The organism is Paenibacillus auburnensis (assembly GCF_927798115.1).
Taxonomy (GTDB): Bacteria; Bacillota; Bacilli; order Paenibacillales; family Paenibacillaceae; genus Paenibacillus_AQ; species Paenibacillus_AQ auburnensis.
Window position 1 is genome coordinate 242,315 of sequence record NZ_CAKMMG010000001.1, and the last position, 26,728, is coordinate 269,042.

General features: G+C 51.3%; 23 protein-coding genes. 14 read left to right on the top strand and 9 right to left on the bottom strand.

From position 1 onward, the window contains the following. The first annotated feature begins 111 nt into the window (after positions 1 to 111). From L6H70_RS01095 to L6H70_RS01105, 3 genes are all read left to right on the top strand, one after another. Positions 112 to 1,635, top strand: coding sequence for a DUF4153 domain-containing protein (locus tag L6H70_RS01095; protein ID WP_236328717.1), 1,524 nt, complete (start codon positions 112 to 114; stop codon positions 1,633 to 1,635). An 84-nt stretch (positions 1,636 to 1,719) separates the two neighbouring features. Then, positions 1,720 to 2,418 carry a Crp/Fnr family transcriptional regulator gene (locus tag L6H70_RS01100; protein WP_236328732.1) on the top strand — a complete coding sequence of 233 codons (699 nt, stop codon included), beginning with the start codon at positions 1,720 to 1,722 and terminating at the stop codon, positions 2,416 to 2,418. A gap of 292 nt (positions 2,419 to 2,710) precedes the next feature. Beyond that, positions 2,711 to 4,408, top strand: a complete 1,698-nt coding sequence (locus L6H70_RS01105; protein ID WP_236328742.1) for a methyl-accepting chemotaxis protein — start codon at positions 2,711 to 2,713, stop codon at positions 4,406 to 4,408. Between the two features lie 45 nt (positions 4,409 to 4,453). Here the strand turns inward: L6H70_RS01105 and L6H70_RS01110 are convergent, their stop codons facing one another. After that, positions 4,454 to 4,876 carry a hypothetical protein gene (locus tag L6H70_RS01110; protein WP_236328749.1) on the bottom strand — a complete coding sequence of 141 codons (423 nt, stop codon included), beginning with the start codon at positions 4,874 to 4,876 and terminating at the stop codon, positions 4,454 to 4,456. A gap of 215 nt (positions 4,877 to 5,091) precedes the next feature. Here L6H70_RS01110 and L6H70_RS01115 point away from each other — a divergent pair, with 215 nt between their 5' ends. Further along, positions 5,092 to 5,997, top strand: a complete 906-nt coding sequence (locus L6H70_RS01115; protein ID WP_236328751.1) for an AraC family transcriptional regulator — start codon at positions 5,092 to 5,094, stop codon at positions 5,995 to 5,997. A gap of 115 nt (positions 5,998 to 6,112) precedes the next feature. Then, on the top strand, positions 6,113 to 7,033 hold the full coding sequence (gene cysK, locus L6H70_RS01120; RefSeq protein WP_236328753.1) for a cysteine synthase A: 921 nt from the start codon (positions 6,113 to 6,115) through the stop codon (positions 7,031 to 7,033). 47 nt (positions 7,034 to 7,080) lie between these two features. On the opposite strand, the gene L6H70_RS01125 is transcribed toward cysK, so the two are convergent. From L6H70_RS01125 to L6H70_RS01140, 4 genes are all read right to left on the bottom strand, one after another. After that, on the bottom strand, positions 7,081 to 7,575 hold the full coding sequence (locus L6H70_RS01125) for a VanZ family protein (protein ID WP_236328755.1): 495 nt from the start codon (positions 7,573 to 7,575) through the stop codon (positions 7,081 to 7,083). Between the two features lie 23 nt (positions 7,576 to 7,598). Next, complete coding sequence (locus L6H70_RS01130; RefSeq protein WP_236328758.1) at positions 7,599 to 8,471, bottom strand: M15 family metallopeptidase; 873 nt, start codon at positions 8,469 to 8,471, stop codon at positions 7,599 to 7,601. Between the two features lie 98 nt (positions 8,472 to 8,569). After that, positions 8,570 to 9,664 carry a HAMP domain-containing sensor histidine kinase gene (locus tag L6H70_RS01135; RefSeq protein WP_236328761.1) on the bottom strand — a complete coding sequence of 365 codons (1,095 nt, stop codon included), beginning with the start codon at positions 9,662 to 9,664 and terminating at the stop codon, positions 8,570 to 8,572. After that, a complete protein-coding gene (locus L6H70_RS01140; protein ID WP_236328763.1) occupies positions 9,657 to 10,352 on the bottom strand; it encodes a response regulator transcription factor in 696 nt (231 codons plus the stop codon). Before L6H70_RS01140 ends, L6H70_RS01135 begins: the two co-directional genes overlap by 8 nt. A gap of 328 nt (positions 10,353 to 10,680) precedes the next feature. Between L6H70_RS01140 and L6H70_RS01145 the strand changes: the two genes are divergently transcribed. The 3 genes from L6H70_RS01145 to L6H70_RS01155 are packed head-to-tail and all read left to right on the top strand — an operon-like array spanning position 10,681 to position 12,852. Then, positions 10,681 to 11,505: a sensor histidine kinase gene (locus L6H70_RS01145; protein ID WP_236328765.1), complete on the top strand. Its 825-nt coding sequence runs from the start codon at positions 10,681 to 10,683 to the stop codon at positions 11,503 to 11,505. Next, the gene (locus tag L6H70_RS01150) at positions 11,474 to 12,139 is read left to right on the top strand and encodes a response regulator (protein WP_236328767.1); all 666 of its coding nucleotides are present in this window, start codon (positions 11,474 to 11,476) and stop codon (positions 12,137 to 12,139) included. The genes L6H70_RS01145 and L6H70_RS01150 overlap by 32 nt, the downstream gene beginning before the upstream one ends. A gap of 56 nt (positions 12,140 to 12,195) precedes the next feature. Beyond that, on the top strand, positions 12,196 to 12,852 hold the full coding sequence (locus L6H70_RS01155) for a YcnI family copper-binding membrane protein (protein ID WP_236328769.1): 657 nt from the start codon (positions 12,196 to 12,198) through the stop codon (positions 12,850 to 12,852). A 172-nt stretch (positions 12,853 to 13,024) separates the two neighbouring features. Here the strand turns inward: L6H70_RS01155 and L6H70_RS01160 are convergent, their stop codons facing one another. Together L6H70_RS01160 and L6H70_RS01165 are read right to left on the bottom strand one after the other, a co-directional pair. Next, positions 13,025 to 13,534: a GNAT family N-acetyltransferase gene (locus L6H70_RS01160; RefSeq protein WP_236328772.1), complete on the bottom strand. Its 510-nt coding sequence runs from the start codon at positions 13,532 to 13,534 to the stop codon at positions 13,025 to 13,027. 578 nt (positions 13,535 to 14,112) lie between these two features. After that, entirely contained in the window at positions 14,113 to 14,436 is a 324-nt protein-coding gene (locus L6H70_RS01165) for a hypothetical protein (protein WP_236328774.1), read from the bottom strand. A gap of 305 nt (positions 14,437 to 14,741) precedes the next feature. Between L6H70_RS01165 and L6H70_RS01170 the strand changes: the two genes are divergently transcribed. Both L6H70_RS01170 and L6H70_RS01175 read left to right on the top strand, forming a co-directional pair. Continuing rightward, on the top strand, positions 14,742 to 15,995 hold the full coding sequence (locus L6H70_RS01170) for a purple acid phosphatase family protein (protein ID WP_236328776.1): 1,254 nt from the start codon (positions 14,742 to 14,744) through the stop codon (positions 15,993 to 15,995). A 214-nt stretch (positions 15,996 to 16,209) separates the two neighbouring features. Next, complete coding sequence (locus L6H70_RS01175; protein WP_480244792.1) at positions 16,210 to 19,566, top strand: X2-like carbohydrate binding domain-containing protein; 3,357 nt, start codon at positions 16,210 to 16,212, stop codon at positions 19,564 to 19,566. Between the two features lie 315 nt (positions 19,567 to 19,881). Here L6H70_RS01175 and L6H70_RS01180 read toward each other — a convergent pair whose 3' ends face one another. Next, entirely contained in the window at positions 19,882 to 20,622 is a 741-nt protein-coding gene (locus L6H70_RS01180; protein ID WP_236328785.1) for an SDR family NAD(P)-dependent oxidoreductase, read from the bottom strand. A gap of 130 nt (positions 20,623 to 20,752) precedes the next feature. On the opposite strand from L6H70_RS01180, the gene L6H70_RS01185 reads away from it, so the two are divergent. Both L6H70_RS01185 and L6H70_RS01190 read left to right on the top strand, forming a co-directional pair. Next, positions 20,753 to 21,664, top strand: coding sequence for a LysR family transcriptional regulator (locus tag L6H70_RS01185; RefSeq protein WP_236328787.1), 912 nt, complete (start codon positions 20,753 to 20,755; stop codon positions 21,662 to 21,664). Positions 21,665 to 21,704: 40 nt separating this feature from the next. Beyond that, positions 21,705 to 22,397 carry a class I SAM-dependent methyltransferase gene (locus tag L6H70_RS01190; RefSeq protein ID WP_236328789.1) on the top strand — a complete coding sequence of 231 codons (693 nt, stop codon included), beginning with the start codon at positions 21,705 to 21,707 and terminating at the stop codon, positions 22,395 to 22,397. A gap of 82 nt (positions 22,398 to 22,479) precedes the next feature. On the opposite strand, the gene L6H70_RS01195 is transcribed toward L6H70_RS01190, so the two are convergent. Further along, positions 22,480 to 23,046 (bottom strand): hypothetical protein, encoded by a 567-nt coding sequence (locus L6H70_RS01195; RefSeq protein WP_236328791.1) that lies wholly within the window; start codon positions 23,044 to 23,046, stop codon positions 22,480 to 22,482. Between the two features lie 648 nt (positions 23,047 to 23,694). Here L6H70_RS01195 and L6H70_RS01200 point away from each other — a divergent pair. Together L6H70_RS01200 and L6H70_RS01205 are read left to right on the top strand one after the other, a co-directional pair. Continuing rightward, entirely contained in the window at positions 23,695 to 24,318 is a 624-nt protein-coding gene (locus tag L6H70_RS01200) for a hypothetical protein (protein ID WP_236328800.1), read from the top strand. Positions 24,319 to 24,490: 172 nt separating this feature from the next. Beyond that, entirely contained in the window at positions 24,491 to 26,680 is a 2,190-nt protein-coding gene (locus L6H70_RS01205) for an alpha-galactosidase (RefSeq protein WP_236328808.1), read from the top strand. Positions 26,681 to 26,728 lie beyond the last annotated feature (48 nt).

Below are 26,728 nucleotides of genomic sequence, written 5' to 3' on the forward strand. Positions count from 1 at the left end.
AGGTAGCCCCCTTTTAATAAAATAGGAAATGAACTTGGTTTTTTTTCTCTTTTTCTTCTTATTTTATCAGCTAGAATCAGGATATGAAAGTGATCAACTGGAGGGATTCCCATGGAAGAGAAAAGCCCTGCTAACCCGAAGACTGCGCTTCAGGCACTGGCTGCAGCCTTTATACTGGCAATTGTGCATCAATATTTGTTCTTTGGCCATAAGCCCGGTGTTTCATATCCCATCTTCGTGGCCCTGTTCTATGGCTTCATGCTCTACTATGCCAAAGAACGCCTTCGTCCGCCCACATGGTTCAGTTATGTCTGGCTAGGTGTAATTTTCCTGCTATCAATGACGTTTGTGCTGTTCTCGAACTGGTTTTTCATCGCACTGAACCTGCTGGTGCTTCCGGCGCTGATTCTGTTACATATGACTTATATGCTCAGCTACCGCCAGCCTTCCTGGAGCAGATTCAGCTTGATCGGTGCAGCGCGGGAGCACTTTTTTGCCCAGAGCTTGAGGCATTGGCCTACGGTATTTGCCGTTATCAAACAATCAAGTGGACGCAGTATCCAGGGGGAACGCAAGCAGGTGGTCATCAAGGTATTGATCGGTCTGGCGTTTTCGTTTCCGCTTCTGCTGGTAGTGGTTTCCTTGCTCTCTTCGGCGGATGGTGTCTTCCATCAGGTTCTTAATCAATTTCCCGATCTGCTGGAGCGGATTTCGTTCGATGAAGGCTTTGCCCGTACGCTGTGGAGTGTCCTGCTTGGAATGGGGTTGTTCGGGTATCTCTGGGGTTTTGTTGCTCCCCGGCTGAATAAGGCGGGTCTGCAGCTGAAGGAAGGGAAGGCAGAGGGTGAAGGGAATGTTGAACCTGTAAGCTTTACCCTTGATCCGGTCATCATCACGACGGTTCTGACCATGATTAATATTGTTTACGTACTGTTTGTTACGGTTCAATTCTCTTATCTGTTCGGTGCCTGGGATGGCATTCTGCCACAGGACAGTACATATGCCGACTATGCCCGGAGCGGTTTTTTTGAGCTGATGCTGGTGACAGCGATCAATTTTGCCATCCTGCTGCTGTCACTGCTTGCTCTCGGAAAGGCTAAAGCGAGGCTGCAGACCTTCATCCGCATGCTGCTCTATATTATGGTGCTGTGCTCGATAGTGATGCTGTATTCGGCCTATTCCCGGCTGGCACTTTATGAAGAAGCCTACGGCTATACGCAGATCCGCTTTCTGGTCCATGCGTTTATGATCTTCCTTGGGCTGCTGCTGGTTCTGGCCTCAGTTCGGATAAGCCGGGCACAGTTTCCGCTGATGAAATGTTACATTGTGCTTGGCCTGTTCGCCTACGTGATCATGAATTATATCGGAATGGACCGAATCATCGCCGGCCAGAATATAGCCCGTTATGAAACCAGCGGGAAGCTGGATACGCACTATCTGATGGAGTTGTCGTGGGAAGCTGTTCCGAAGCTGATTGCGTTCAGTAAACAGGAAAACGGCTTGCTCGATCAGAGCCTGCGTGAGAAAAGGTCTGAACCATCGCTAGACGCACAGGAATGGCCTTCCTTCAACATCTCTACATACCGGGGGCAGCATGCGCTTAAGCGGTATCTCGGAGCGCAGCAGACGCCTTAAGGGTACATTCTTCCTGAAGACAAAGGGTTGTGTTACAGTGAATACAATTGGACAGCGGTCCTTGTGTAGAAGGAGGAAGGTTGTATGCAGTCGATCATTGACCCGGAAGTAGTTCATAGGCTTGCCGAGCAAAATGGTCTTGGGGAGATGTTCAGCAGCGGTGTTATAGCGGCCATGGAGCTGCGGAGGTATAGTGACGGGGAGGCGGTCTGCTCGGTTGGTGACCGGCTGGAGAGCATGTTTATTCTCGTGCAGGGCAAGCTGAAAATTCATACGCTGCTCCCGAACGGGAAGTCTATGCTGGTGCGGTTCGCAAGGCCGATGTCTGTCATCGGGGATGTTGAGCTGCTCCGGCAGTATCCGGTTAAAAATGAAGTGGAGTCCGTAGGCGATAGTCTGCTGCTGGTGGCCGGTCGGAAGATGCTACTGAAGGAGCTGGAGGAGAATACGGTGCTGCTGCGTTTTCTCATGGGGGAGCTGAGCCACAAGATGTATACGCTGGGCCAGACCTCTGCCCTGAATCTGCTCTATCCGGTAGAAAACCGGTTTGCCAGCTACCTGATGTCCTTGTTCGAAGATAATGTAGGGGGACAGCGTGTCGAGGAAATCCGTACCTCCAGCCTGACAGAGACTGCGGACCTGCTCGGGACGAGCTACCGCCATCTGAACCGGATTGTGCGCCGTTTCATCGAGGAAGGGATTATTGAACGGAAGCGCGGCCGCCTGAGCGTGCTGGATAAAACCCGGCTGGCCCAGCTGGCTAACGGGAATTTGTATGAATAACTGATATTGGATGTCATATGACCGCAGAGTCTGGCCTGGAGCCGCTCATGACGGTCTTTTTTTTGCCGTTTGTTAGACAAAACATATTTTCAGCTAATGTTCAGCTTAAGCCTATAGCTATTTAAGGTCCATTTAAGGCTTAGGCCGTAGGATAAAGCCAGAGGAAATGTTTAGCATTAGAACGGAAGCGGCAGGCCTGCTGCTAAGAGAATGGAGGGCCACACTGGGATGTAAGGTGTTCAATACATAGGAATAGCATCACAGATTACATAAGAATGGGGAGAAATTATTTATGTTCAAAGGGATCCGCGCAAGAATTTTAATGGGCTTCACTGCCGTTATTCTCGTATTTATTTTCGCTATAGCCGGCAATACTTTTTTTCAGGGCAAGGCTACGATGCTGTCCGACCAGATCAACCGTAACTACAGCAAGCTGACGCTGGTGCAGGAGCTGACCGATAGCATCCGCACGGCGGACGGTCTTGCCGCCAGATATGTGATGAGTAATACGGATGGAGACAGGAAGACTAATCTGACCGCTTATGAGGCGGAGATTCCGGAAATCACTGCTGCCATTACGGAGCTCAAAAATACCGGATTAAATGAAGCGGAGCTGGCAGGGATTACGGATCTGGAAACCGGATGGAGCACTTATTTGACCACGCTGGACAGTGCCTTCGCACTGGCTAAGGAAGGGAACTTCCCGGCTGCACAAAAAGAGTTCACCAATCTCTCCCTGGATAAGATCATAGACTCCCAGCTGGTATTTGAGAACATGCTGAATGAAGAGATAGCGGCTGAGCAAAGCCAGGCGGAAGCACACCGTGGCTCGGCAATGGGCATAAGCTTAGGAGTAACTGGCTTATCTGTACTGCTGGCCGCAGTTATTGCACTGCTCCTGTCGCAGCGGATTCTTAAACCTATCCGAGATATGAACGGGCAGCTGATGGAGATTGCTGACGGTGAAGCGGATCTGACCCGTAAGCTGACTGTCCGCACCCGGGATGAGATTGGTGAAATGGCCCGTCACTTTAACCGGATGACGGATAATCTCGGCCGCATCATCGGACAAGTAAGCCAGTCTGCGAACAGCCTGGCCGTATCTTCCTCGAAGCTTACTTCGGACAGCGGAATGACCGCCGCAACTACGGAGCGGATTGCTGATATTATGGGTACTGTTGCTTCCGGTACGGATAAGCAGATGAATGATCTGCAGACCAATATGACGACCATTCTGGAGATGTCCGCCGCGATCCAGCAGATCGCTGCAAGTGTGCAGGATATTTCTGATGCTTCCCTGCGTTCGGCAGATTATGCCATTTCCGGCGATGAGTCGCTGCAGGCGGCTTCCCGCCAGATGGCTTCCATCAACCGCTCGATTCAATCATTGTCCCAGCAGGTGCTTGGGTTCGTGGAACGTTCACAGGAAATCGGCAGTATCGTGGATGTGATTAAAGGGATCACTTCACAGACCAATATGCTGGCACTGAACGCAACCATCGAAGCGGCACGTGCCGGAGAGCAGGGCAGAGGGTTTGCTGTGGTTGCCGATCAGGTACGTAAGCTGGCAGAACAATCGGGTGAATCGGCCAGCCTCATTGCCGGGATGGCGGCCAGCATTCAGACCGATGCTGCGAGTGCGGTGAAAATGATGAAGAGCAGCATGAACGAGGTGGAGGAGGGAACCGGAATTATTGAGCAGGCTGGCCGTTCCTTCGGTGAAATCCGCATTTCAATTGATACGCTGGCCGGTCAAATACAAGAGGTGTCGGGAGCCGTGGAGGAAATGACGGCGGCTACGGATGAGATTGTTGTCTCCATCCGCAACGTAACGGAGATCTCAGAAACAACTGCCTCCAATACACAGCATGTCTCCGCTGCTTCTCAGGAGCAGATGGCTTCGGTCGAACAAATCGCCTCCTCTGCAAGCAACCTTAGCACAATGGCGCAAGGGCTGCAGGGTCTGGTAGCAAGATTTAACGTAGCTTAGCAGAATAAAAACAACAAGACCCTGCCGTCATCCGGCAGGGTCTTTCTATTGGCTTCTTTTTCCCCGTAGATATTTCAGGTCTTTAATCAATCCTATGATCAGAAAAATAATTATCAGGATCAGCGTGACCGGGCCTGTGATCAAGATCAGCCAGAAGATGGTCCCGCCGTTAAATGCCGAAAGGCAAAATAAAGAGAAGAGATGAATATTTAAAATGATCAGCGGATAATTCAGCCAACGTAAAAAGGCTATCCGTTTCAGGCTCAGGACACAAAAGAGAATATAAACGGCCAAGGGAGGCGTTGTCATTAAGAAATAGGGAAGGATTTGACCGTCTTCGGGCATGCTTGCTTCACTAAAAAAACTATGCCGGTCTCCATACGGCGCAGCTACGAAGAAAAAATAAACAATAATCGCAACAGATGCAAGCAATACATAAAGATCCATATTTTTTCGCTTAGCCGCCATAAATCAGCCTCCAATACTTTAACATATTCGATGCACGGCCATAATTTCCTCTCACACAAAGCTTTCAGCTAAGTTATTGCAAAAGAGGGATCACTCGTTGCGGAAACCAGTAACTTCTTGCTATTCTGAGAAATAGTAACAGTTTGGATAGACATCTTTTATTCTGTATCCATATTATTATCGGGATTGAGGGAAACCAGGTGAATAATGATTACATGGCACGTATTCAGGCTGTTCTTCAGTTTATCGAGGAGAATTTAGAACAAGATTTGACTCTGGAAATGCTCGCTGAGATTTCGAATTTTTCGAAGTTTCATTTTTCCAGAATCTTTTCGGCAGTCATACATAAAACGCCCATGACCTATCTTACGGAGAGACGTCTGCATCACGCGGTTACCTATCTGTCTACAACGAATAAAACGATGCTGGATATTTCATCACTATGTGGCTTTACTTCCGTCTCCAGCTTCAATTCATCATTCAAAAAGCAATATAAGACTACACCAAGCGCAATGAGAAGATCCATGCAGGAAAATAGCAACATTCCGTTAATCTCCGGCAATAATCAGGAAGAATTGTCCCTCTCTAAAAATTATGATTTGAATAGCAAGAACAATAATAATTTTCTGAGGAGAGTGTGGGATATGAACATTGAGGTAAAAGAGCTTCCAGGCTATCAGGTGGCATATGCAAGGCACATTGGGAGCTATCTTGAAACGTATAAGGCTTGGGAAACCATCGGCAAATGGGCCCAGGACAACGGTATACCGCGGGAGCAATATTTTATCGGAATCTCTTTGGATGATCCTAGTGTAACCGACGAGCAATTCTGCAGGTACGATGCCTGCATCACACTTCCGGAAGGATTTTCTGCAGAGAGCGGTTCGGGCATTGAGTTTAAAACTTTATCCGGCGGTCAATATGCGCTGTACAAGTTCTACGATACAATTGACAAATTAGCGATTGCTTACCAAAGCGTGTACGGCGGGTGGCTGCCTAACAGTGAATTTGAACCGGATGACAGACATGCTCTGGAGTTTTGTATGAATGATCCATATACGGACCCTGATGGCAAAGCGAAGATTGACCTTTACATCCCGATAAAGCGTACTCTATCGTAATCTGCAGCTATCGTCTAAGTTAGCCTCCGCCAGTCCCGCTAATCGACAAATGCCAGCCTTTAAGTCTACAATGGGGGATACAGAATGTATGAAAAGGAATAAGGAGGACAACAGAATGAGATCCCTGGTAGTGAACAATATTACGGAACTGATCGGGAACACACCGGCGGTCCGGCTGAACCGGCTGGCGGGGCCGGATGATGCGGAAGTATTTGTGAAATTGGAGATGTTCAATCCCAGCGGGAGCGTGAAGGACCGGGCGGCTTATAATCTGATTCTGCAGGCAGAGCTGGACGGCAGACTGAAGCCCGGCGGCACGATTATCGAGCCGACGAGCGGCAATACGGGCATCGGTCTGGCGATGAATGCTGCTGCCAAAGGCTACAAGGCCATTCTCGTTATGCCGGATAATATGACGAAGGAACGGATCAATATCCTGAAAGCCTATGGCGCGGAAGTGGTACTTACTCCTGCGACAGAGCGGATGCCGGGAGCGATAGCCAAGGCGCTGGAGCTGGGTGCGGGCATACCGGACAGCTTTATCCCGCAGCAGTTCGAGAACAAGGCCAACCCGGACATTCACCGCACAACGACAGCACCGGAAATCCTGGAGCAGATGGAGGGTAAGCTTGATGTGTTCGTCGCTACTTCTGGAACCGGCGGAACGATTACCGGTACGGGTGAGGTGCTGCGCGGGCAGCTGCCGGACCTTCGTGTAGTAGTCGTAGAGCCGCAAGGTTCGCCGGTGCTCTCCGGAGGGCAGCCAGGACCGCATAAGCTGGTCGGCACCAGTCCGGGCTTCATCCCGGCGATCCTCAATACTGAGGTGTATGATGAAATTGTCCAGGTCACTGATGAAGATGCCTTGGAGACAGTCCGGGCGCTGGCGAGCCGGGAAGGGATATTAATCGGCCCTTCCGGCGGTGCGGCGGTATGGACGGCACTGCAGGAAGCACGGCGGCTTGGCCCTAGCAAGCGTGTGCTGTGTATTGCACCGGATACAGGGGAAAGATACCTTAGTATGGGAATATTCTAATTTTCTATTGGAAGCATAACCAGCTGTAAGCACTGACCGGCCCTTCGTCACTTTTCCGTGACCGGAGGGCTTTTTCGCATGCCCTTCCACAGCCTGAACAGGCCATAACCCAGCATGCCTCCGAAGGTATTCAGAATAAGATCATCCACATCAAAGGTTCCAATCGAGAATAGGCCCTGTGCACATTCCAGCAAGGCACTTAATCCAAAAGCCCGCAGGACCAGCCCGCGCAAGGAAAGGTTCTGGTTAGGAGACAGGAACGCTACAAATAGGCCAAACGGCAGGAACAGCGCTATATTGCCGATAAAATTCAACAGCGTAGTAGCTGTAAGATGATGAAAGGTATTAGATATGGTAGCCAGCGGGACGAAATTACCCATCCGCAGCTGACGCACTATGGTATCAGGACTCCGCTGCAGCTGATGCCAGAGGAAAGTGAAATCAATGGGACTGAACTTGAACAGAATGATTTTGAACAAAATATAGATATATACTGCATACAAAGCCTGTAATGCGTATTGGCGAAATTTAAGCAGATTCATCGGGGTTCCCGCCTTCTTATAGATTATTGATTGCTGTCATGATATACCGTTACAATGACTCCATCCATGTTGTTGCCCGAGACCTCATAGTGCCGGCCTGCGGGAATGGTGAACGGGGTATTGCCGGTAATAGGAATGTAGCTGATTTGGTATTGCCTTCCATCTACAGCCGCTGTTATGTTCTTCTCCTTTTTGAGAAACTCCAGATATTGCTCAAGGGTTAAGTTCTTGTCACGCATAATGATGCTGTGCGGCAACCCGACATAGCGGAAATGCCAGGGCTCATATTTGATGCCGGTGATGTCCGTCTTATCCTGCGGATAACGTAAAATAAATCCGTAGTCCCAGGCATTCTCCTCAAGCCATTGCCCTTCAGGTGCACGGTTCATTTCCATCTGTGTAGATCCGATATCCAGCGACAACCCGAGGTTATGCTCACTGTGACCGGGGGGCAGAGCAACTTCCGCGCCTTTCTCCTCATAGAGCCGCTCCTGCTCCTTTTTGCCGCGGTAACCGCTGCTGATCAGAAAATGCGTAATGCCTTGGCGCCCGGCAGCCTCTACCATGGCCGAGAACTTTTCCGCTACCTTTTGCGACAGCATGATCTTGTTGTTCAGCAGCCCGTATCCATTCGTCAGCTCGTGATGTTGGAACAGGTTAACGATGTCGGGGGTAACCCCCGTCTTATGTACAGGATAATCCTTGTTGACCAGCAGCAGATTTCCCTGATAGATCTGATTCTTCGAAAGGACCGTAATATCAAAACCTCCGGATTCTCCAGTCAGAGCATGGACAGTTTCTGCTCCACGCGTATTGTAGTTAACCTCCTTATTCTGATGCAGCGCCTCATAGCCCACCAGCAAAAGGATGACAGCCCAAAAAACCCACTTCTTCATTTCGGTCTCCTCCTTATCTTTATGTCTAAAGAATAGAGGCAACCGTTTAAAAAGAAGTGGGGTAAAGTTAAAGTTTTTCTTAAATTCGCTTAGCAGAATTATTGTGGCCGCGGCAGGCGGACTTCAAAGAGCGTACGGATAGGGTCGCTCTGCACCGTGATCGTACCGTTATGCTGCTCTACGATATTTTTGGCAATGAATAATCCGAGTCCGGTGCCGCCTTCAGGATGCTGGCGTGCCTGGTCGCCGGTATAGAACATATCGAACAGATAAGGCAGATCCGGCTTCGGAATGCTGCCGCCGTAATTGATCACTTGAACGACCGCCTGCTCCCCCTCGGGGTAACTGCGGATGTCGACATATTGGCCGTCCTTGCCGTACCGCACGGCATTAGTTAACAGGTTCTCAAATACGCGTGCCAGCAGCTCGCCGTCACCTTCAATCTCCATCTGCGTTGTGATCTTCAGCCGGGCATGGAGCCCGTTGTTGTCCAGGAGCGGATACAGCTCTTCATTTAACTGGACCAGCAGCTCGCTCAGGTCAAGCGGACGCTTATCGAGGGTCAGCATGCCGTAATTCATCCGGGTAATTTCAAAGAGCTCATCAATGAGCCTTTCCAGCCGCTGGGACTTGGTATAGGCAATCGAGGTATAATGCCTGATTTGTTCGGCGGATAACTCTCCATCATTCAGGACATAGTCGAGATAACCCAGCACAGATGTCAGCGGCGTACGCAGGTCATGAGCCAAATTCAGCACCAGCTGATCCTTGCTGTTCTCGGCGAAATCCCCGCGTTCCACCGCCTGTTGCAGCTTGCCGCTGGCCAGATTCAAATCAGCGGCAATATCGCCGAACTCGTCGCTTGCGGAAATATCAATCCGGCTGTTGAAGTCCCCGTTAGCCAGCTGGCGGATATGCTGCGAAATCTCCCGGAAGTAGCGGGCGTAGGGCTTGGTGAAGAGGAAGAAGAACAACAGTGCCAGCGGAATGAAAAAAATCAGGAAGAAATTCAGATCGCCGATATTGCCGATGATATAGCGGAATCTGGCCAGAGAGTCCTCCGCCTTAACCTGAGATACATAATATGTTTGCAAAACCTTATACAGTGCATAAGTAAGCGTGCCGGAGCAGAGCATGCTCAGGACAAGCAGCAGGATCATGGTGAAGCGGAAGCTGCGGAACAGTTTAGCCATTGAATGTATACCCTACCCCCCAGATCGTTTTAATCCATTTATTTTTGTTCTGCTCCTCGCCGAGCTTTTTGCGCAGCGTACGGATGTGCACCATAACGGTATTCCCGCTCTCATAATAGGCTTCGCCCCAGACCTGCTGGAATAACTGCTCCGCGCTGAATACTTTCTTGGGATAGCTTGCCAGCAGATAGAGAATATCGAACTCCTTGGGTGTCAGCTCCACATTGTTTCCAAAAACAATAACGGTCCTGCGGTCCGGATCAATCATCAGGCCCCCGGCTTCAAGCACCGACTTTTGTTCGGCCTGCGGCTGATTAAGCTGCATAGAACGGCGAAGCTGCGCATTCACCCGGGCGACCAGCTCCATGGGATTAAACGGCTTGGTCATATAATCATCGGCTCCGATCACGAGGCCGGTGATTTTATCCAGGTCCGAGGTTTTGGCGCTTAAAAAGATAATTGGCAGCCTGTGCTGCTCCCGGATCTGCCGGGTCACTTCATGCCCATCCAGTCCGGGCATCATAATATCGAGTACGGCCAAATCAATATGCTGCGATTGGACCGCCTGAACGGCGGCTTTCCCGTCGGTTACCTTGACGGGATGATAGCCCTCTTTTTCCAGATGCAGCCCGACCAGATCGGCAATTTCGGCATCGTCATCGGCGATAAGAATCGTTATCCGTTTCATTTCATTTCCGCTCCTGTTAAAGTTAACTAGATTTGTGCGCCTGTACGGCGCTTTGCTCCTAGTGTACCTTATCGGATGTTGTTTCGCGAACGGCAATCGTGAATAATAGGTATAGGCTGCTTCGTCTGGCGAAATAGAGGTTCCACTGGTCTGCCGGGCAAGAGAGTTACATTTTAAATACTTAATTTTGTAACATTTATAGAAACGGCATAGCCCGAAAGAGTCATGCCGGAGCTTAGCCGGAGATGGTAAGTTTAGAATCAGGATTTAGGAGGGGACAGCAACGTATACGATAATCAAGCTGCTAATTCTGCTGCTTCCAACGGTCATGGTAGGCATCTGGGAATTTGTGCGCCACCAGTTCTTGATGCCTTATATTTCGATGGATATGGGGAACTATTTAACACCTGCGCTGGTCTTTTTGTTCAGCATTATGCTGCTGCTGCCGCTGTTCCGGATGATGGAGCGGAATCAGCGGGAGCTGGAACAGGAACGGGCTGCAACAGCTGCGATGGAAGCCCGTGAAGGCTTGGCCAAGGAGCTGCATGACGGGATGGCGCAGTCCCTGTTTCTATTGTCGGCGAGGATTGACCGCCTGGAGCAGAGCCGCAAGCAGGGTGGGATTAGCGCAGAGAGTGTAGATCAGATTAAAAAGACGGTCCATGAGGTAAACCGTTATATGCGTCAGGCGATTGCCAGTCTTAAAGTGCCGGTCTCCGGTAAGGCGGAATTCTCCCTGGAACAGTCTGTGCAGGAGCAGCTGTCCGGAATCGCCAGTGAAGTGATGATCGATGTCTCGCTGAATTGGAGCCTGCAGAAGGATGCATTGACGGCTGCGGAACAAGCCGAGCTGCTGTCCTGCATCCGTGAAGCGATAATCAATGTACGCAAGCATACGCGGGCAGGCAGAGTTACCATTTCCGGTGAAGGCGGACAGCGTCACTGGAGAGTGACAGTTGCGGATGACGGTGCGGGTATTATACATAGTGATCCTTTTGCGGTGAGCGGAAGCTACGGCCTCCAGATTATGAAGGAGCGGGCTGAGAGCATGGGCTGGCAGCTTGCCTTGAAATCCGGTGCCGGAGGGACGATTGTCGAACTAACGAAAGGGGGGCCTGCGGATGAACCGCTGCCGGGTGCTGATCGTCGATGATCATGCGCATGCGCGTGAAGCAATGGGCGAGATTCTGTCGCTGGATGAACGTTTCGAAGTGATAGGGGCAGTGGGAAGCGGGGCTGAGGCGATGGTCTGGACCGGGCAATGGATGCCCGACCTCATTCTGATCGATATCGAAATGCCGGGAATGGACGGGTTGGAGACCACAAGACGGATCAAGCTGGAGTACCCGTATGTCAAGATCGTCATTGTCACCGTGTCGGATGAAATCTCTTATTTATTCGAGGCGCTGAAGCAGGGCGCACAGGGATATCTGCTGAAGAATCTGGCTCCGTCCACGTGGATCGAATATCTGCTGGCAATTGTCAGTGAAGAGGTTCCGCTAAGCCGTGAGCTGGCTTTTCAGATCCTGAAGGAATTTGCAGTTACCTCCGTGAAAGAGGAAGGGGAAGCATTAACGGCACGCGAGAAGGAAATACTGGGCTGTGTCTCCTCCGGTTCCACGAACAGGGAAATTGCTGCAACCCTCGGCATCTCCGAGCACACGGTCAAAAACCACCTCAAAAATATTCTGCAAAAGCTCCAGCTTCAGAATCGGACACAGCTGACGCGGTATGCCCTGGAGCAGGGGCTGGCCTCACGGGAGCGGGATTTTCCGCGGAAGAGATAGAAGCTGAATATAGCTAAACTTTAACATCATCGAAAATAGAAAGAGAGGAAATGATCTTGAATACATTACTTCGTAAAATAATAACTTTGACTGCACCCATGGCGGCAGCCTTGATGCTGTTCGCAGCGGTAGCCAGTGCGCATGTAACCGTCGCTCCGGCCGAATCCACCGCTGGTGCGTGGGAGACTTATACACTGAAAGTGCCTTCGGAAAAAGACGTCGCCACCGTGCAGGTGGATCTGCGCATTCCGGAAGGTGCCGCGTTCAAGCAATACGAAGCTGTGCCAGGCTGGAACGTGACCATTGAAGGCAACAAAGTCAGCTGGACAGCGACGGGAGAAGGTATTCAGGCTGGGCAATTCCAGCGCTTCACCTTCACCGCCCAGAACCCGGATACCGCAGGCAATATCGCCTGGGATGCCTACCAGCATTATGCGGATGGCAGCTTAGTGCAGTGGTCCGGCGAGGAAGGCTCGGAATCCCCGCATTCCATTACCGGGATTGTAGAGGCAGCGGCAGGCAGTGACAGCCACTCACATGGTTCAATGGATATGGGAAATGGCGATTCTATGAGTATGGATGAGCACAATGCAATTATGGCGGACGTGGACAAATCCAGTGATACCTCACCGCTGCTTTATATCACGCTGGGGATCTCTCTACTGTCGTTTCTGCTGGCGGCGATTAGTCTGATGCGGGGGAAGAAGGAGTAGGGCTGGGAGCGCTGCCAGAATACTTATATACAGCGATAATACGAAACTGCGGATCTGTCGTCCTTTAGGGGGTGGCGCGGTCCGCAGTTTTTTGTTGTGTAAGGGGGGGGAATTGACTACAGTTGAAATGTATGGAAGTAAAAATTAGAGGGAAATCGTGGCAGTCCCCAGTTCATTTTGATTTTATTAAGTAAAGAACAAGTTCATCGTCGATACAAACCTGACTTCCGGGTTCTACAGGTAAATCATTGTACATTACTCCTCTGCCATCAGGGATGTAACCGCGTTTTACGTACAACCGTTGCGCGGTTCCGTAGCTGGCATATAATCCAAAACCAATACCGATCGAATTTGATCTGGAAAATGCTTCTTCTTCAAGCACTTCAATTAGAGCACTCCCTATCCCACGTTTTCTAAAAGGGGGGATGATATCGAAATTCTGAATTTCGGGGATGTTGTTTTCAGCAAAGTGTGGGTAGTGGGATTTAAAGACGACATGTCCCCATCCTGCAAAGTCATTTTCATAGAACACTAAGTGTGTAACGCGTGCTTGGGTTTGGTTTTCTTCCCAGCAACGTTCAATATATTTCAGAGGTTTGCTTACGTCATGTAGTGCTAATCCCGTATATATAGTCTCTATGTCGCTCTGCATCATTTGGCGAATCTGAATAGATTGACTCATAGGTGTTATTCCTTTCAAGATTTTTAAATGCATCTAACAATATTGTAACAGCTTATTTGAATTTTATTTGGTAATAAACTATTTTTGTTAAACTATCCAGCAGATAAGTAAGGAGGGAGTTTATGTCGATATCAGCATCGATTGATATTTTCCTAAGCGAGCGTAGTCGTGCAGTTTTATCAGTACCTGATTGCTGACCAGGAATATAGGGATAAGTAGCTAGTTGCTCACCTACCAAATCAATTTTCGAATATAGTGGGAAAACCTCCCTCTAATTCTTTCATTTTCGCCTAAAATCAGAACATAGGCGGAAAACCTCCAGTTAAATTTCCTGAGAACGCTGATTGTAGCTCGTAGTGAGAAATTAGTGGGAGGAATTCCCGCTATGCTTAGGCTGCGCCCCGTTTGGAGGAATTTAGGTGGAGGAAATCACACTATTATCTTGTAGTCCCATCAAAGCAAACGTTCCACATGTAGTTCCCTTGTTCAGATGAAGAACTGACGGATCTTCAATAATCAGAGTATTATAGCTTTTGTATATAAAAGCCTCAGACGGCCTGCCGTCTGAGGCTTATTTGTTACTGTTTAGAGTCGTTTCCGTTTGTAGAACGTAACAAACGCATGCCCAACAGCAGCACGATAATCGCTACGCCGGTAGTAATGGCTTCGCTAGTGCTGCCTTGCTGCTGGGCGCCGTCTGGTGCGCCGCCAAAATCGCCGCTCATCCCGCCGTCCCCGCCAAAGCCGGGCATGCCACCGCCGCCCATGCCGTCCGAAGCCGCCACCTCCGGCCATATCGCCGCCGTGGCCGCCGTACTGGCCGACCAGGCCCGCCACGCTTTTGCCCTTCGCGGCTTGACCTCCGGCAGCTCCATCCGCGCAGCCGCCACCGGAGCTGTCACCGCTGGAAGCGGTGGAGCTGCCGTACTGGCCGGAGACGCTCGCAGTCATCGTGGACACGAAGGTATTCGCGGCCTGCAGGCCACTCTCCTATCGCTCGAGCGTTAGAATGCGGAGGGATCAGCCTTCGCTTCACTTGCGATGATCAGATCCGGCTCATCAATCCGCGCCTGGAAGGTGTCATCCTGCAGATAACCGTCCAGCATCTTCGTGATGATCTCGTGGTCAGTCTTTTGCTTAGGGATTTGACTTCCAGGCTTGCAGAAGGCTATGTTTGTAAACAAAGGACGGGTTTGGGAGGGATAGGATGAAAGACTTAAAGACTATAATCATCATCGGAATCATCATTGTGGTCTTAATTGTGGCGGCGGTGGTGCTGGAATGGCTGAAGTCCGGTCGGACTGCGGAGACCTTGTCTTCTTCCGGTATACCCTATGATGTGGTCACTTCATTCAAAAGAGATGCGGAGACCAGCCGTGCATTCACCTGGTACACGGGAGACTCCGGCGCTGCAGGTGTGCTACAGGTGGTTAAAGGCGGGAAAGCCACTTTTGACGAAAAGTCTGTAATCAAGGCAGAAGCTGATAATACGTTTATTAAGACAGACAAAGGCAGCAGAGGCGTACATAAAGCAGAGGTTAGCGGACTTGAGGCAGGTGCGCTCTATACTTACAGAGTGGGCACGGGCAATGAAGGGGAATGGAGTGCAGCGGCGCAGTTTACGACGGCGGAGTCGGACAACGATAGTGTAACGTTTATCAATGTAACTGACTCACAGGGTGTGACGGCAGGGGATTTCGAAATTTGGGGCAAGACGCTTAATAAGGCGTTCGAGACCTTCCCGGCCGCACAGTTTATTGTGCATAATGGTGACTTCACGGAGACTCCGGGAGATTCGGCGGCATGGGACAGCTTGTTCAGCAATGCAGCACGCTGGGTTACAGGCATCCCGCTGATGCCGGTTACGGGCAATCATGATGAAATCAACGAACAGGCGGCGGAATTCACCTCCCACTTCAATCTGCCGGATAACGGGGCCAAAGGTTCGATCACGGGGACTTCATATTCTTTTGACTATGGACCGGTGCATGTGACAGTACTCAATACGGAGAGTAATCTGAAAAAGCAGGCCGAGTGGCTGAAAAAGGATCTGGCGGGTACGGATAATCCGTGGAAAATCGTAGCGATGCACCGCCCGGCCTACGGCGGCAACACCTATAAGAAGGTGGAGGACTGGACAGAGATTTTCGATAAATATCAGGTCGATCTGGTCCTTCAGGGTCACAATCATGAATATTCCAGGTCTTATCCGCTGCTGGATGGTGCCATCGTACCCGAAGGAGAGAACCCGGTAGGAGCGGCCAGGGGAACGGTGTATGTAGTTACGAACGCTTCCGGTTCAAAGTTCAATGAGAAAAAGGAGGACCAGTTTTACCATAAAGTCCATTTTCAGAATAACCAGCCGGTGTTTGCCGGAATTACCGTCAGCGGCCGCACGCTCAGCTTTGAGGCTTATGATATCGGCGGCAACAAGCTGGATGAGTTCATACTGACGCATTAGTCGAAGGAGACTTTGCTGAATATCATTTAGCAGAGTCTTTTGTTTGACTAAAAATGTAATATTTAGTGCGAAAATGGTACGGTATCTGGTGACGTATTTCCGAAAAGGTGAACCCTTTTCCCTCCCTATGAAACTGGTTTTCGCTCTATAATGTAAGCGATACCAAAATAAAGCATAGGAGGCTGGAATCGTGATTCGTAACCGTATCCGAAGAATGGGAATTGTTGTCCTGCTGGCCGCAATGTCAAGCACGTTATTTACTGCCTTTCCCGCGGTTACTCATGCTGCAGCAAGTGAAGCGTACACCTGGAACAGTGTTGTCACCGGAGCTGGCGGAGGGTTTGTGCCGGGAATCATTTTTAATCAGACTGAACCGAATCTGATCTATGCCCGAACGGATATCGGCGGCGCCTACCGCTGGAATCAGGCTTCCGGCAGCTGGACTTCCATCAGTGACGCCGTCGGCTGGGTAGACTGGAATAAGAACGGCGTGGATGCGCTGGCTACGGATCCCATCAATCCGGACAAGGTATATATGGCCACTGGCACCTACACAAACTCATGGGATGATAACGGCCAGATTATGCGTTCGAGCGACCGCGGAAACACCTGGCAGTCAACGGCACTTCCGTTTAAGGTCGGCGGCAATATGCCCGGCCGTTCTGCGGGTGAGCGGCTTGTGATTGACCCTAACAAGAACAGTATCTTGTTCTTCGGGGCACGCAGCGGCAATGGCCTGTGGAAAAGTACGGATTCCGGGGTCACCTGGTCTAAAGTCAGTTCTTTTCCCAATGTAGGAACGTATATTCAGAACCCTACACTTGATTACGGAAACGATCTGGTCGGCTTATCCTGGATTACCTTTGACAAAAGCACAGGAACACTGGGCAACGCCACCCAGACGATCTATGTCGGTGTAGCAGATACCGCAAGCAGTATCTACCGCAGTACAGACGGAGGCGCAACCTGGTCCGCAGTGCCCGGGCAGCCTACAGGATACCTGCCGCATCACGGTGTACTTTCTTCAACGGGCAATCTTTACATCACCTACAGTAATGGAGTTGGCCCGTATGACGGCAGCAAAGGTGAAGTCTGGAAGTTCAATACCACAACCGGAGCCTGGACCAATATCAGCCCTTCCACAGGAACCGACAACTGGTATGGCTTCGGCGGTCTTGCTGTGGATGCCCAGAATCCGAATACAGTTATGGTCTCCAGCCTGAATGCCTGGTGGCCGGACGAGGTGATCTTCCGCAGCACCAACGGCGGGGCAACCTGGAGCCGGATCTGGGACTGGGGCAATTATCCTGAGCGGACCTATAAATTCGCGATGAATATTACGGCGGCTCCATGGCTTGATAACGGAACAACTTCGAGTTCGCTTGATCCTTCGCCGAAACTGGGCTGGATGATGGGCGATCTGGAGATCGATCCGTTCAACTCGAACCGGATGATGTACGGAACGGGTGCTACCATTTACGGTACGAACAATCTGGGAGCATGGGATACTGGCGGGACCGTCAACATCTCAGTCATGGCTAAGGGTGTAGAGGAGACAGCAGTACTGGGCCTAATCAGTCCTCCTTCGGGTGCCCACCTGATCACCGCACTTGGCGATGTGTCCGGTTTCCGGTATGACGATGTGACGGCAGCCCCTGTTAAGTTCCAGACCAGTCCGTCCTGGGCGACCACGACCGGCATCGATTATGCGGAGCTGAGCCCGTCCTATATTGTTCGTGTAGGCGGTGCGGATAAAGAGAAGACCCCAAGTATGAAATCGATCGGGATCTCCAATGACGGCGGGTCCAACTGGTACATGCCCAATGCCGAGCCGTCGAATGGAACGATAACAACGGCCGGGCAAGGCCAGGTCGCAGTATCGGCCAGCGGCAATTCGATCCTGTGGAGCACCTCGGATATCGGAGTTTATTATTCCAAAACGTCGGGCAATTCCTGGACCGCGAGCACCGGAGTACCTGCGGGATCAAAAATCGCCTCGGACCGGGTGAATCCAAACAAGTTCTATGCCTTTTATGCAGGCACCTTCTATGTCAGCACAGATGGCGGGGCTACCTTTACCGCTAGCGCGGCGACGGGCTTCCCGACCAATAATGTCGGCAGCCTGCAGCCGAATCAGGCCCAGATCAGCATCAAGGCGATGCCGGGCATTGAAGGCGATATCTGGTTTGCTGGCGGCAATACCGTGGAGAACAAATATGGCTTGTGGCATTCAACCAATTCAGGAGCCAGCTTCACTAAGCTGTCCAATGTGCAGGAAGCGGATCTGATCGGCTTCGGCAAAGCCGCTCCGGGCCAGAGCTATATGGCACTGTACACTGTTGCCCAAATCGACGGCGTGAGAGGTGTTTTCCGCTCCGATGATGCCGGGACGACCTGGGTGCGGATTAATGACGACGCCCATCAGTATGCCAAAATCAATATGGCCATCACCGGAGATCCGCGGATTTACGGCCGGGTGTATCTTGGAACAAACGGCAGAGGCACACTTTATGCCGATCCGCTAAACCCGCCGGCTGCAGGCTCGGTGATTACACCGGTCAGCGCAAGCTTCGATAAGAAAACGGCGAACCAGGCGGATCTGACTGTCACGATGACGCTGAACGGGAACACCCTCAGCTCGATCAAGAACGGGACAGCAACACTTGTTTCGGGAACGGACTACACGGTCAGCGGCAGCACGGTAACGATTAAGAAGTCATATCTGGCAGCGCAGGCGGTGGGGACAACGACGCTGACCTTCAGCTTCAGCGCCGGAGCAGCACAATCTCTGGCAGTAGCAGTTGTGGATACGACAACTACAGCAAGCGATTCAGTGATTGCGCCGGTTAGTGCCAGCTTCGACAAAAAGATGGCGAACCAGGCGGATCTGACTGTTACGATGACGCTGAACGGGAACACCCTCAGCTCGATCAAGAACGGGACGGCAACACTTGTTGCGGGAACGGATTACACGGTCAGCGGCAGCACGGTAACGATCAAGAAGTCATATCTGGCATCGCAGGCGGTGGGGACAACGACGCTGACCTTCAGCTTCAGCGCCGGGGCAGCACAGTCTCTGGTGGTTACCGTTGTGGATACGACAACGGCAACTTCCGGCGGTCTTAAGGTGCAGATGTACAACAGCAGCACAGCGGCTGCGGCGAATACTTTGAGTCCGCGGATTAAACTGGTGAATACGGGCACTACTGCGGTTTCCCTGGCCGATGTGAAGCTTAGATACTACTACACCATCGACGGCGACCAGCCGCAAAGCTTCTTCTGCGACTGGTCGCAGGTGGGAAGCGCCAATGTAACCGGATCATTTGCGAAGCTCACAGCCGCTAAAACCGGAGCCGACTACTACTTGGAGCTGGGATTCACCAGCGGCGCCGGTTCCCTGGCGGCAGGGACAAGCCTTGATATTCAGATGCGGGCTTCCAAAGCTGATTGGAGCAATTATACCCAGACCGGAGACTATTCCTTTAATGCATCTGGAACAAGTTACGCTGACTGGGCTAATCTTCCGGCATATCTCTCGGGCAGCCTGGTCTGGGGCAATGAGCCCTCATAATCTGGCGCGGCAGGAAGCGGAACGCTGATTTTAAGCCCTAGGCTAACCTTAACGAACAGCCTCATCCTTCACTTTGCAGTGGAAGATGAGGCTGTTTACATTTTAGTGGGAAAGTCTCCAACTAATTCTTCCGTTTTCGCTTAACATCTGGCTTTAGGTGGAATTCCTCCAGCTATTTTCCCTGGAAACGCTGATTTGGGTCTTTACGAGAGGAATTAGTTGGAGTAAATCCTGCTTATATCTTTTTCAACACAGGCTGGAGGAAATTAGATGGAGAAATTCCCACTACTGTAACTTTAAATAGTCCTTCTGCCGCTATAACGTCTGTCCGCTGTCCACCGTAATGATCTGCCCTGTCATGGCTTCCTGTGTAAGTGAAGCGCAGATGAACTGTGCGATATCCTCCGGTTCCGCAATCCGCTGCAGCAGCAGGTTCGGTGCTAGACTGTGCATTTGTTCCTCCCGGCCTGCCCACCACCGTGTTGCCACTGCACCCGGAGCTACACAGTTCACCCGGACATCGGGGGACAGGGCGCGGGCCAGCGATTTAGTTAGCCCGTGGACGGCTGCTTTGGATACTGCATAGGGCAGTGAAGAACCGTTGCCTGTATTCCCCGCAATGCTTCCGAGATTGACGATTGCCCCCTGTTTGCTCTGCTTCAGATAAGGGGCAGCTGCCCGGGCGCAGTAGAACATTCCTTTGACGTTGACATCAAACAGCTCATCCCACACCTCATCACCAGCAGCTTCCAGATCCGCAAGCGGAATATGCCTGGTGATGCTGGCGTTATTCACTAGCAGATCAAGCGTACCAAATGCTGCTATGATCTGCCGGACCATTTCCCGGACCTCGCTGTCTTTAGACACATCGGCCTGCACCGCAATGGCCTGTCCGCCCTGTTCTCTAATTAACCGCACGGTTTCTTCGGCCTCAGCTGCGGAACGGGAATAATTCACGGCGACTGCTGCACCGCGATGGGCCAGCTCCAGGCTGACAGCCTTACCAATCCCAGTGCCTCCGCCGGTCACAAGTGCTGCTTTTCCTGCCAGTTCCATTTTATATCCTCTCCTCTGTACACATAGCTTTGTTCTTGATATAAACTATTTTAAAGTTAACCTTTGATTCTGTATAATTGAATTAAGTGAAGCTATGATTCAATTATGTTGAACTGTAAGGGGGATGACTATGGAGCTCAAAACCTTAAAAACCTTCCAGGCCATTGTAAATACCGGGAGCTTTAACCGGGCTGCGGAAGAACTAAACTATGCCCAATCTACGATCACCATGCAAATCCAGAAGCTGGAGGCGGAGCTTGGCATGTCACTGCTCGAACGTGGGAAACAGCAGGTTAGTTTAACTGAGGCCGGGCGTCTTCTCTACGAACAAAGCCTGCGGATTGTAAAAGACATGGAGCTGCTTGAGAGCAGATTGGGTGAATTGACAGCAGGCGAGGCCGGGAATCTAAGGCTTGGGGCGACCGATCCTACCGCCAGTTACCGGCTGCCGGCTCTTTTGCGGGAGTTCATGACAATGCATCCCGGTATAGATATCTCAGTCGACATTGGCAGTACACCGGCGCTCACGGAGCGTCTGCTGAAGGGCGAACTGGACATGATCCTCTGCTCGGTACCGGAGATGGGCAAGGGACTGCATTATGAGCCGCTTTTTACGGAAAAATTCGTGCTGCTCCTGCCGGAAGACCATCCGCTGGCCGCTGAACCGCAGGTTACCGCGAGTCAGCTCAGGGAGCATCGCCTGCTCATTACGGCCGCCGGCTGCCCGTACCGCAAGAAATTGGAAAGTGTGTTGCAGGAATCTGCAGGGCCGCCGCTGAATACTATGGAAATCGGCAGCATGAGTGCATTGAAATATTATGTGCAGAGCGGTTTGGGGATGGCCTTGGTTCCGGAGTCAACGCTAACGCCTTTGCCTATAGGTACCATAGGAAAGAGACTGCAGGACGGGCCGGTGGATATGAGCTGCGGAATAGCCTGCAGAACTGCCGATTATCCCTTACAGCTGGCCGCTTTAAGCCTGTACCAGTTTTTAAAAAGCGAGCTTGCCGAGCAGCCTAATGTCCAAACTGTAAATTATTGAGATGAGAAGAGCTGAGCAGAGAAAGGTGAGATGATTGCAGATGAGTGGAGCTAAATTGGATTTAGAGCGGATTGTGTTCATTGGCCGGACGTTTGACGAGTATATGAGGATGTTTGATTTACAGCCGGGTGAGCTTCGGGGACGGAGTATTCTTGACTGTCCTGCAGGAGCCTGCTCCTTCACTGCGGAAGCGAACCGGCACGGGGCTATGGCTGTTGCGGCTGATATCGCATACAGTTATTCGGCAGAAGCCCTTCAGGTTAAGGGACTCTCTGATATTGAGCATACATTGATCCAGCTTGATAAGGCACGTGATAATTTCAAATGGGATGTTTTCCAATCCATAGAGGGACTGAGGCAGGCAAGAACGGAAGCGCTGACTGTGAGTACCTTAGACAGACTGGCCCATCAGGAGCGTTATGTAGCTGCAGAGCTGCCTGTGTTGCCTTTTGCCGATCAGGCGTTTGATATAACCTTATCCGCTCATTTTTTGTTCATGTACGGAGACAGACTGGATGTTGATTTTCATCTGGAGACCCTCCGCGAGCTGCTGCGTGTAACGAAGGCGGAGATCCGTATTTTCCCGCTGGTGGATCTGTCCTGCCGGAGATATGCGCATTTAGATGGACTGATCCGCTTTATTCAGACCCAGGGCTGGAGTGCAGAAGAAGTACAGGTTTCTTATGAATTTCAAAAAGGTGCGGACTCCATGCTGCTTTTGAAGAGGGGATAGCCTTTTTTGGAGCTGCGGAAAAAGAGATCCTATGCCTGTGACATAAAGTCATTAGACATAGGATCTCCAAAAGCTGAATAAATCAGCGGGAAGAGCGGCGCTTCAACCGGAAGGTTCCTGCAATCTTCGGTACATCTTCATTGACCATGCGCTTCAGCAGGCGTATCGGCCTCCCGTATTTCCGGTAATCATAGTCATCTTTGGATGGATTGAGGAACTTGTCAGGAAGCTCCTCCGGGACCGTGTAGGCGAAAATTCGTCCCTGCCGGTATGCTAGGAAAATTATCGGAGATTCAGCATATCCCTCGTCATGCCACTGCTTCAAGGTCATCTTATAGACTAACAGATTTAGCGCATCATCATATATCTTCCCTTTGTACTTAAAACGGAAAAACACGCCATATTCTATATCCTTCAGCCGGCTGCTTCGTTTAATGGAGGTATAGCATTTCCACCAGCGGGGAAGCTTCAGCGTGAAGCCGTACCTGGGGTCACGGTACAAAAGTACATTCGTACGCTTCCTGGCGGCGCCAGAAGGAGGCTTCTTCGCTGCCGTTTTTCTTGCTTGGATTCTGCGGTTCAGCGTCATCACATCCTCATGCATCGTTATAGGACTGTAGGTCCCGGACATAATAGTCAGGATATTCATCCAGGGGATTATGTGATTGGGCTGCTGCCCGGCGCTGATTGATGAGGTTACACTGGGGTTCCTATATGTATAAAAAAAAGTGCCTGTAACACAGGTAAACCCCTATTATTGATTTGCATCAACAATAGAGGTTTACGTAGTAAGCACTATATCCATGTTCTTCTCAGACTCCTTATCCTATCCTTTGTACTCAGCCGGGTAGAAATCGTCCGAGGTGGCAGTAAATTTGCCTATCCTGCACATTAAATCTTCTCTAATTCATCCTCTGGCCACGCTAGGATTGATGTTCAACATTTGAGCTTTAAGAAGCTCATACCAGTTCGTTCCGGGATGGATTGAAAGCTTTAGCGTCAGGATCAAAGATATAGTCTCAAGCTCAGGGATTACAGCGGCTAAGGATTGCTGCGGTGAAATTTTCATGCCCGTCAGGCTTCCTTCCAGCAGTGTAAGGTTCCCTTGAGTTGATGTCTAAAGTATACCCTGCTTCTCATGGGCAGTAAAAAGCCGTATGGTTGTAAAATAGGACTATTTTACAATAAACGCTAATGTAAGCGCTATTATTCTGGCTGGTTCTTAGTTTTTTGAAAATAATTCACGGCGGTTTGCGGCCTGCTTATCCTGTATAATTAACCGGAGAGGTGAGAAACAATGAAGCTGTTTCAGATGAAAACATCGCCGCAGGGTGTGGAGCGGATTAAGGAATTTCTGGAGGACAACTATCTGTGCATCGGGTATCCCGGCACCGGAGATTTGGAGCAGGCCGAGCGCGAGGATTTACGTGTAAAGCTGCTGCGGAGTGGGATTAATGGGGAACAGAAACTGGAAGAGGCAGTGGATTATCTGGATCTGTTTGTGCATGAAATGCAGGATGGGGACTATGTTCTAATAGCTGACGGGGATTGGGTGCACCTGGGTGATCTGGGGGACTATTTCTATGATGACACCCAGGACAATGAGGAGGATGGCCAGTGCCACCGCCGGGGAGTAACCTGGCTGAAAAGCATGCCCCGGCGCTCACTGAATTCCGTTGCAGCAGAACTGCTGGCGGAGGAAGCGCTGATTTCCCGATACCAGGGGACACTTCCGTCGGCAAGGCTGGAGCTATGGATCGAGGATACGGGAGCTGATATAAGGAATTCGGGCGAAAAACCAACTGGTGTGGATGAGGACACTCTTGAATTGGCCGTCGCCGTCCTGAAGGAAGCACTTCACAGCGGGGATGCTGAACGGCGGGAACGGGCAGCGATTGCAATTTTGCAGTACGCGAGATGAATGCAGGGATGATTTTGAAGCGATTACAAGATATAATGAACGAGATTGAATGTTAAAAAAAGTAGCCTTTACTAACAAAAAAATGCTAACAAATTTCAGCCTATTCTTCCGGTGCGGTTTTTTACGCGGTGAAGTGCAGGAAGCAAGGCTCACAACCCTTTAGGAGGCTTCAATGGGAATTCAATATTTTGCAGAAGAGCGTATTTTTCATCTTCAGAGCAAGGCCACCAGCTATGTCATTCAACTGCTGCCCACCGGGGTGCCGGCGCATGTCTATTGGGGCAGGAAAATTCGTTCAACAGGCTTATCTGCCATCCTTCAGCGGACAGAGCGCTGCTCTTTTTCGCCAAGTCCATATCCTGAAGACATGTCGATTTCTTATGACACCATCGCCCAGGAATACCCGTCCTACGGGGTAGGGGATTTCCGACATCCGGCTTATCAGATTCAGGCGGAGAACGGGACTACCGCTTCTGAGGCTATCTATGATACACACCGGATATACCAGGGCAAGCCCAAGCTGGAAGGTCTGCCGGCTACGTATGTCCAGCAGGAGGATGAAGCAGAGACGCTGGAGCTTGAGCTGCTTGATCCGGTTGCCGGGCTGCGGATTATTCTGAGCTACACCGTGTTCGAGGCATTGAATGCCATCACCCGATCCGTTAAATTTGTGAACGAAGGCGGACAACAGCTGAAGCTGCTGCGCGGACTAAGCATGAGCGTAGACTTCCGCGACGCGGATTATGAGCTGCTGCATCTCTCCGGCTCCTGGGCACGTGAGCGCTATGTGGAGCGCAGAGCCCTTGCCTCCGGAATGCAGGGCATCGAGAGCCGCCGCGGGGCAAGCAGTCATGCGCATAACCCGTTCATTGCATTACTCTCGAAAGGCGCAGACGAGGATCATGGGGATGTCTACGGTGTCAGCCTGGTATACAGCGGCAGCTTTACCGCCCAGGCAGAAGTTGATCCGTACCGGACAACCCGCTTATCCGTGGGGATTAATCCGTTTGATTTCAGCTGGCTGCTGGAGCAGGGCCAGTCGTTCCAGACGCCGGAAGCCGTGCTGGTCTTCTCGCCCGATGGTCTGGGAGCGATGTCGCGGACCTATCATAAGCTGTACCGGACCCGCTTAAGCCGCGGCAGCTTCCGTGACCGTACGCGTCCCGTGCTTGTCAACAACTGGGAAGCCACTTATTTCGACTTCACCGCTGACAAAATTGAAGATATTGCCCGTGCGGGTAGCGAACTGGGCATGGAGCTGTTCGTGCTGGATGACGGCTGGTTCGGTCACCGGGACAATGACCGCAGTTCTCTGGGTGACTGGTTTGTGGACAAGAAGAAACTGCCGCAGGGCCTGGAGGATTTGGCCCGCCGGGTTAATGAGCTGGACATGCAGTTTGGCCTCTGGTTCGAGCCGGAGATGATCTCGCCGGACAGCGAGCTGTACCGCCAGCACCCGGACTGGTGCCTGCATGTGGAAGGCCGGCGCAGAACGGAAGCACGGATGCAGCTTGTGCTGGATTTCTCCCGTGCGGATGTCTGCCAGGCGATAGGCGACCGGGTGGCGGATGTGCTGCGCAGCGCTCCGATTTCCTATGTGAAGTGGGACATGAACCGTAATATGACCGAGATTGGCTCGGCGCTGCTGCCGCAGGAGAGACAGCGGGAGACAGCGCACCGTTATATGCTTGGTCTATATGGTGTGCTTGAGCGGATCACCGCGGAATTTCCGGATGTCCTGTTCGAGAGCTGTTCAGGCGGCGGCGGACGGTTTGACCCGGGAATGCTTTATTACATGCCGCAGACCTGGACAAGCGACAATACCGATGCCATCAGCCGGCTCAAAATCCAATATGGAACCAGCATCGTCTATCCGCTGAGCGCCATGGGCAGCCATGTATCGGCGGTGCCGAACCATCAGGTTCAGCGCAGCACTTCGCTGGAGCTGCGCGGCCATGTTGCGATGTCAGGCAATTTCGGATATGAACTCGATCTAACGAAGTTCACGGAGGATGAGAAGACGGCTGTTCAGGCACAAGTGGCGCTATATAAAGAGCTGCGCAATCTTGTGCAGTTCGGGGAGCAGTACCGACTGCTCAGCCCGTTTGAAGGCAATGAAACAGCGTGGCTGATTGCGGCCGAGGACAAATCCGAAGCCGTCGTGATGTACGCTCGGACCCTTGCAGAGCCGAATGATGCGCTGCATTACCTGCGGCTGAAGGGGCTGGATCCCGAAGCGGATTATGAGTGGGTGGAGGGCGGCGGCGTATTCGGCGGAGATCATCTGATGTATGCCGGGTTACCGCTGCCTGCACTGCATGGGGATTTCCAGAGCGTCCTGTGGCGTTTCCGCAGAGTGTAGGAGGGATTCCCCAGCGATTAACCAGCTATGAACACAAAAGAGCCTTCC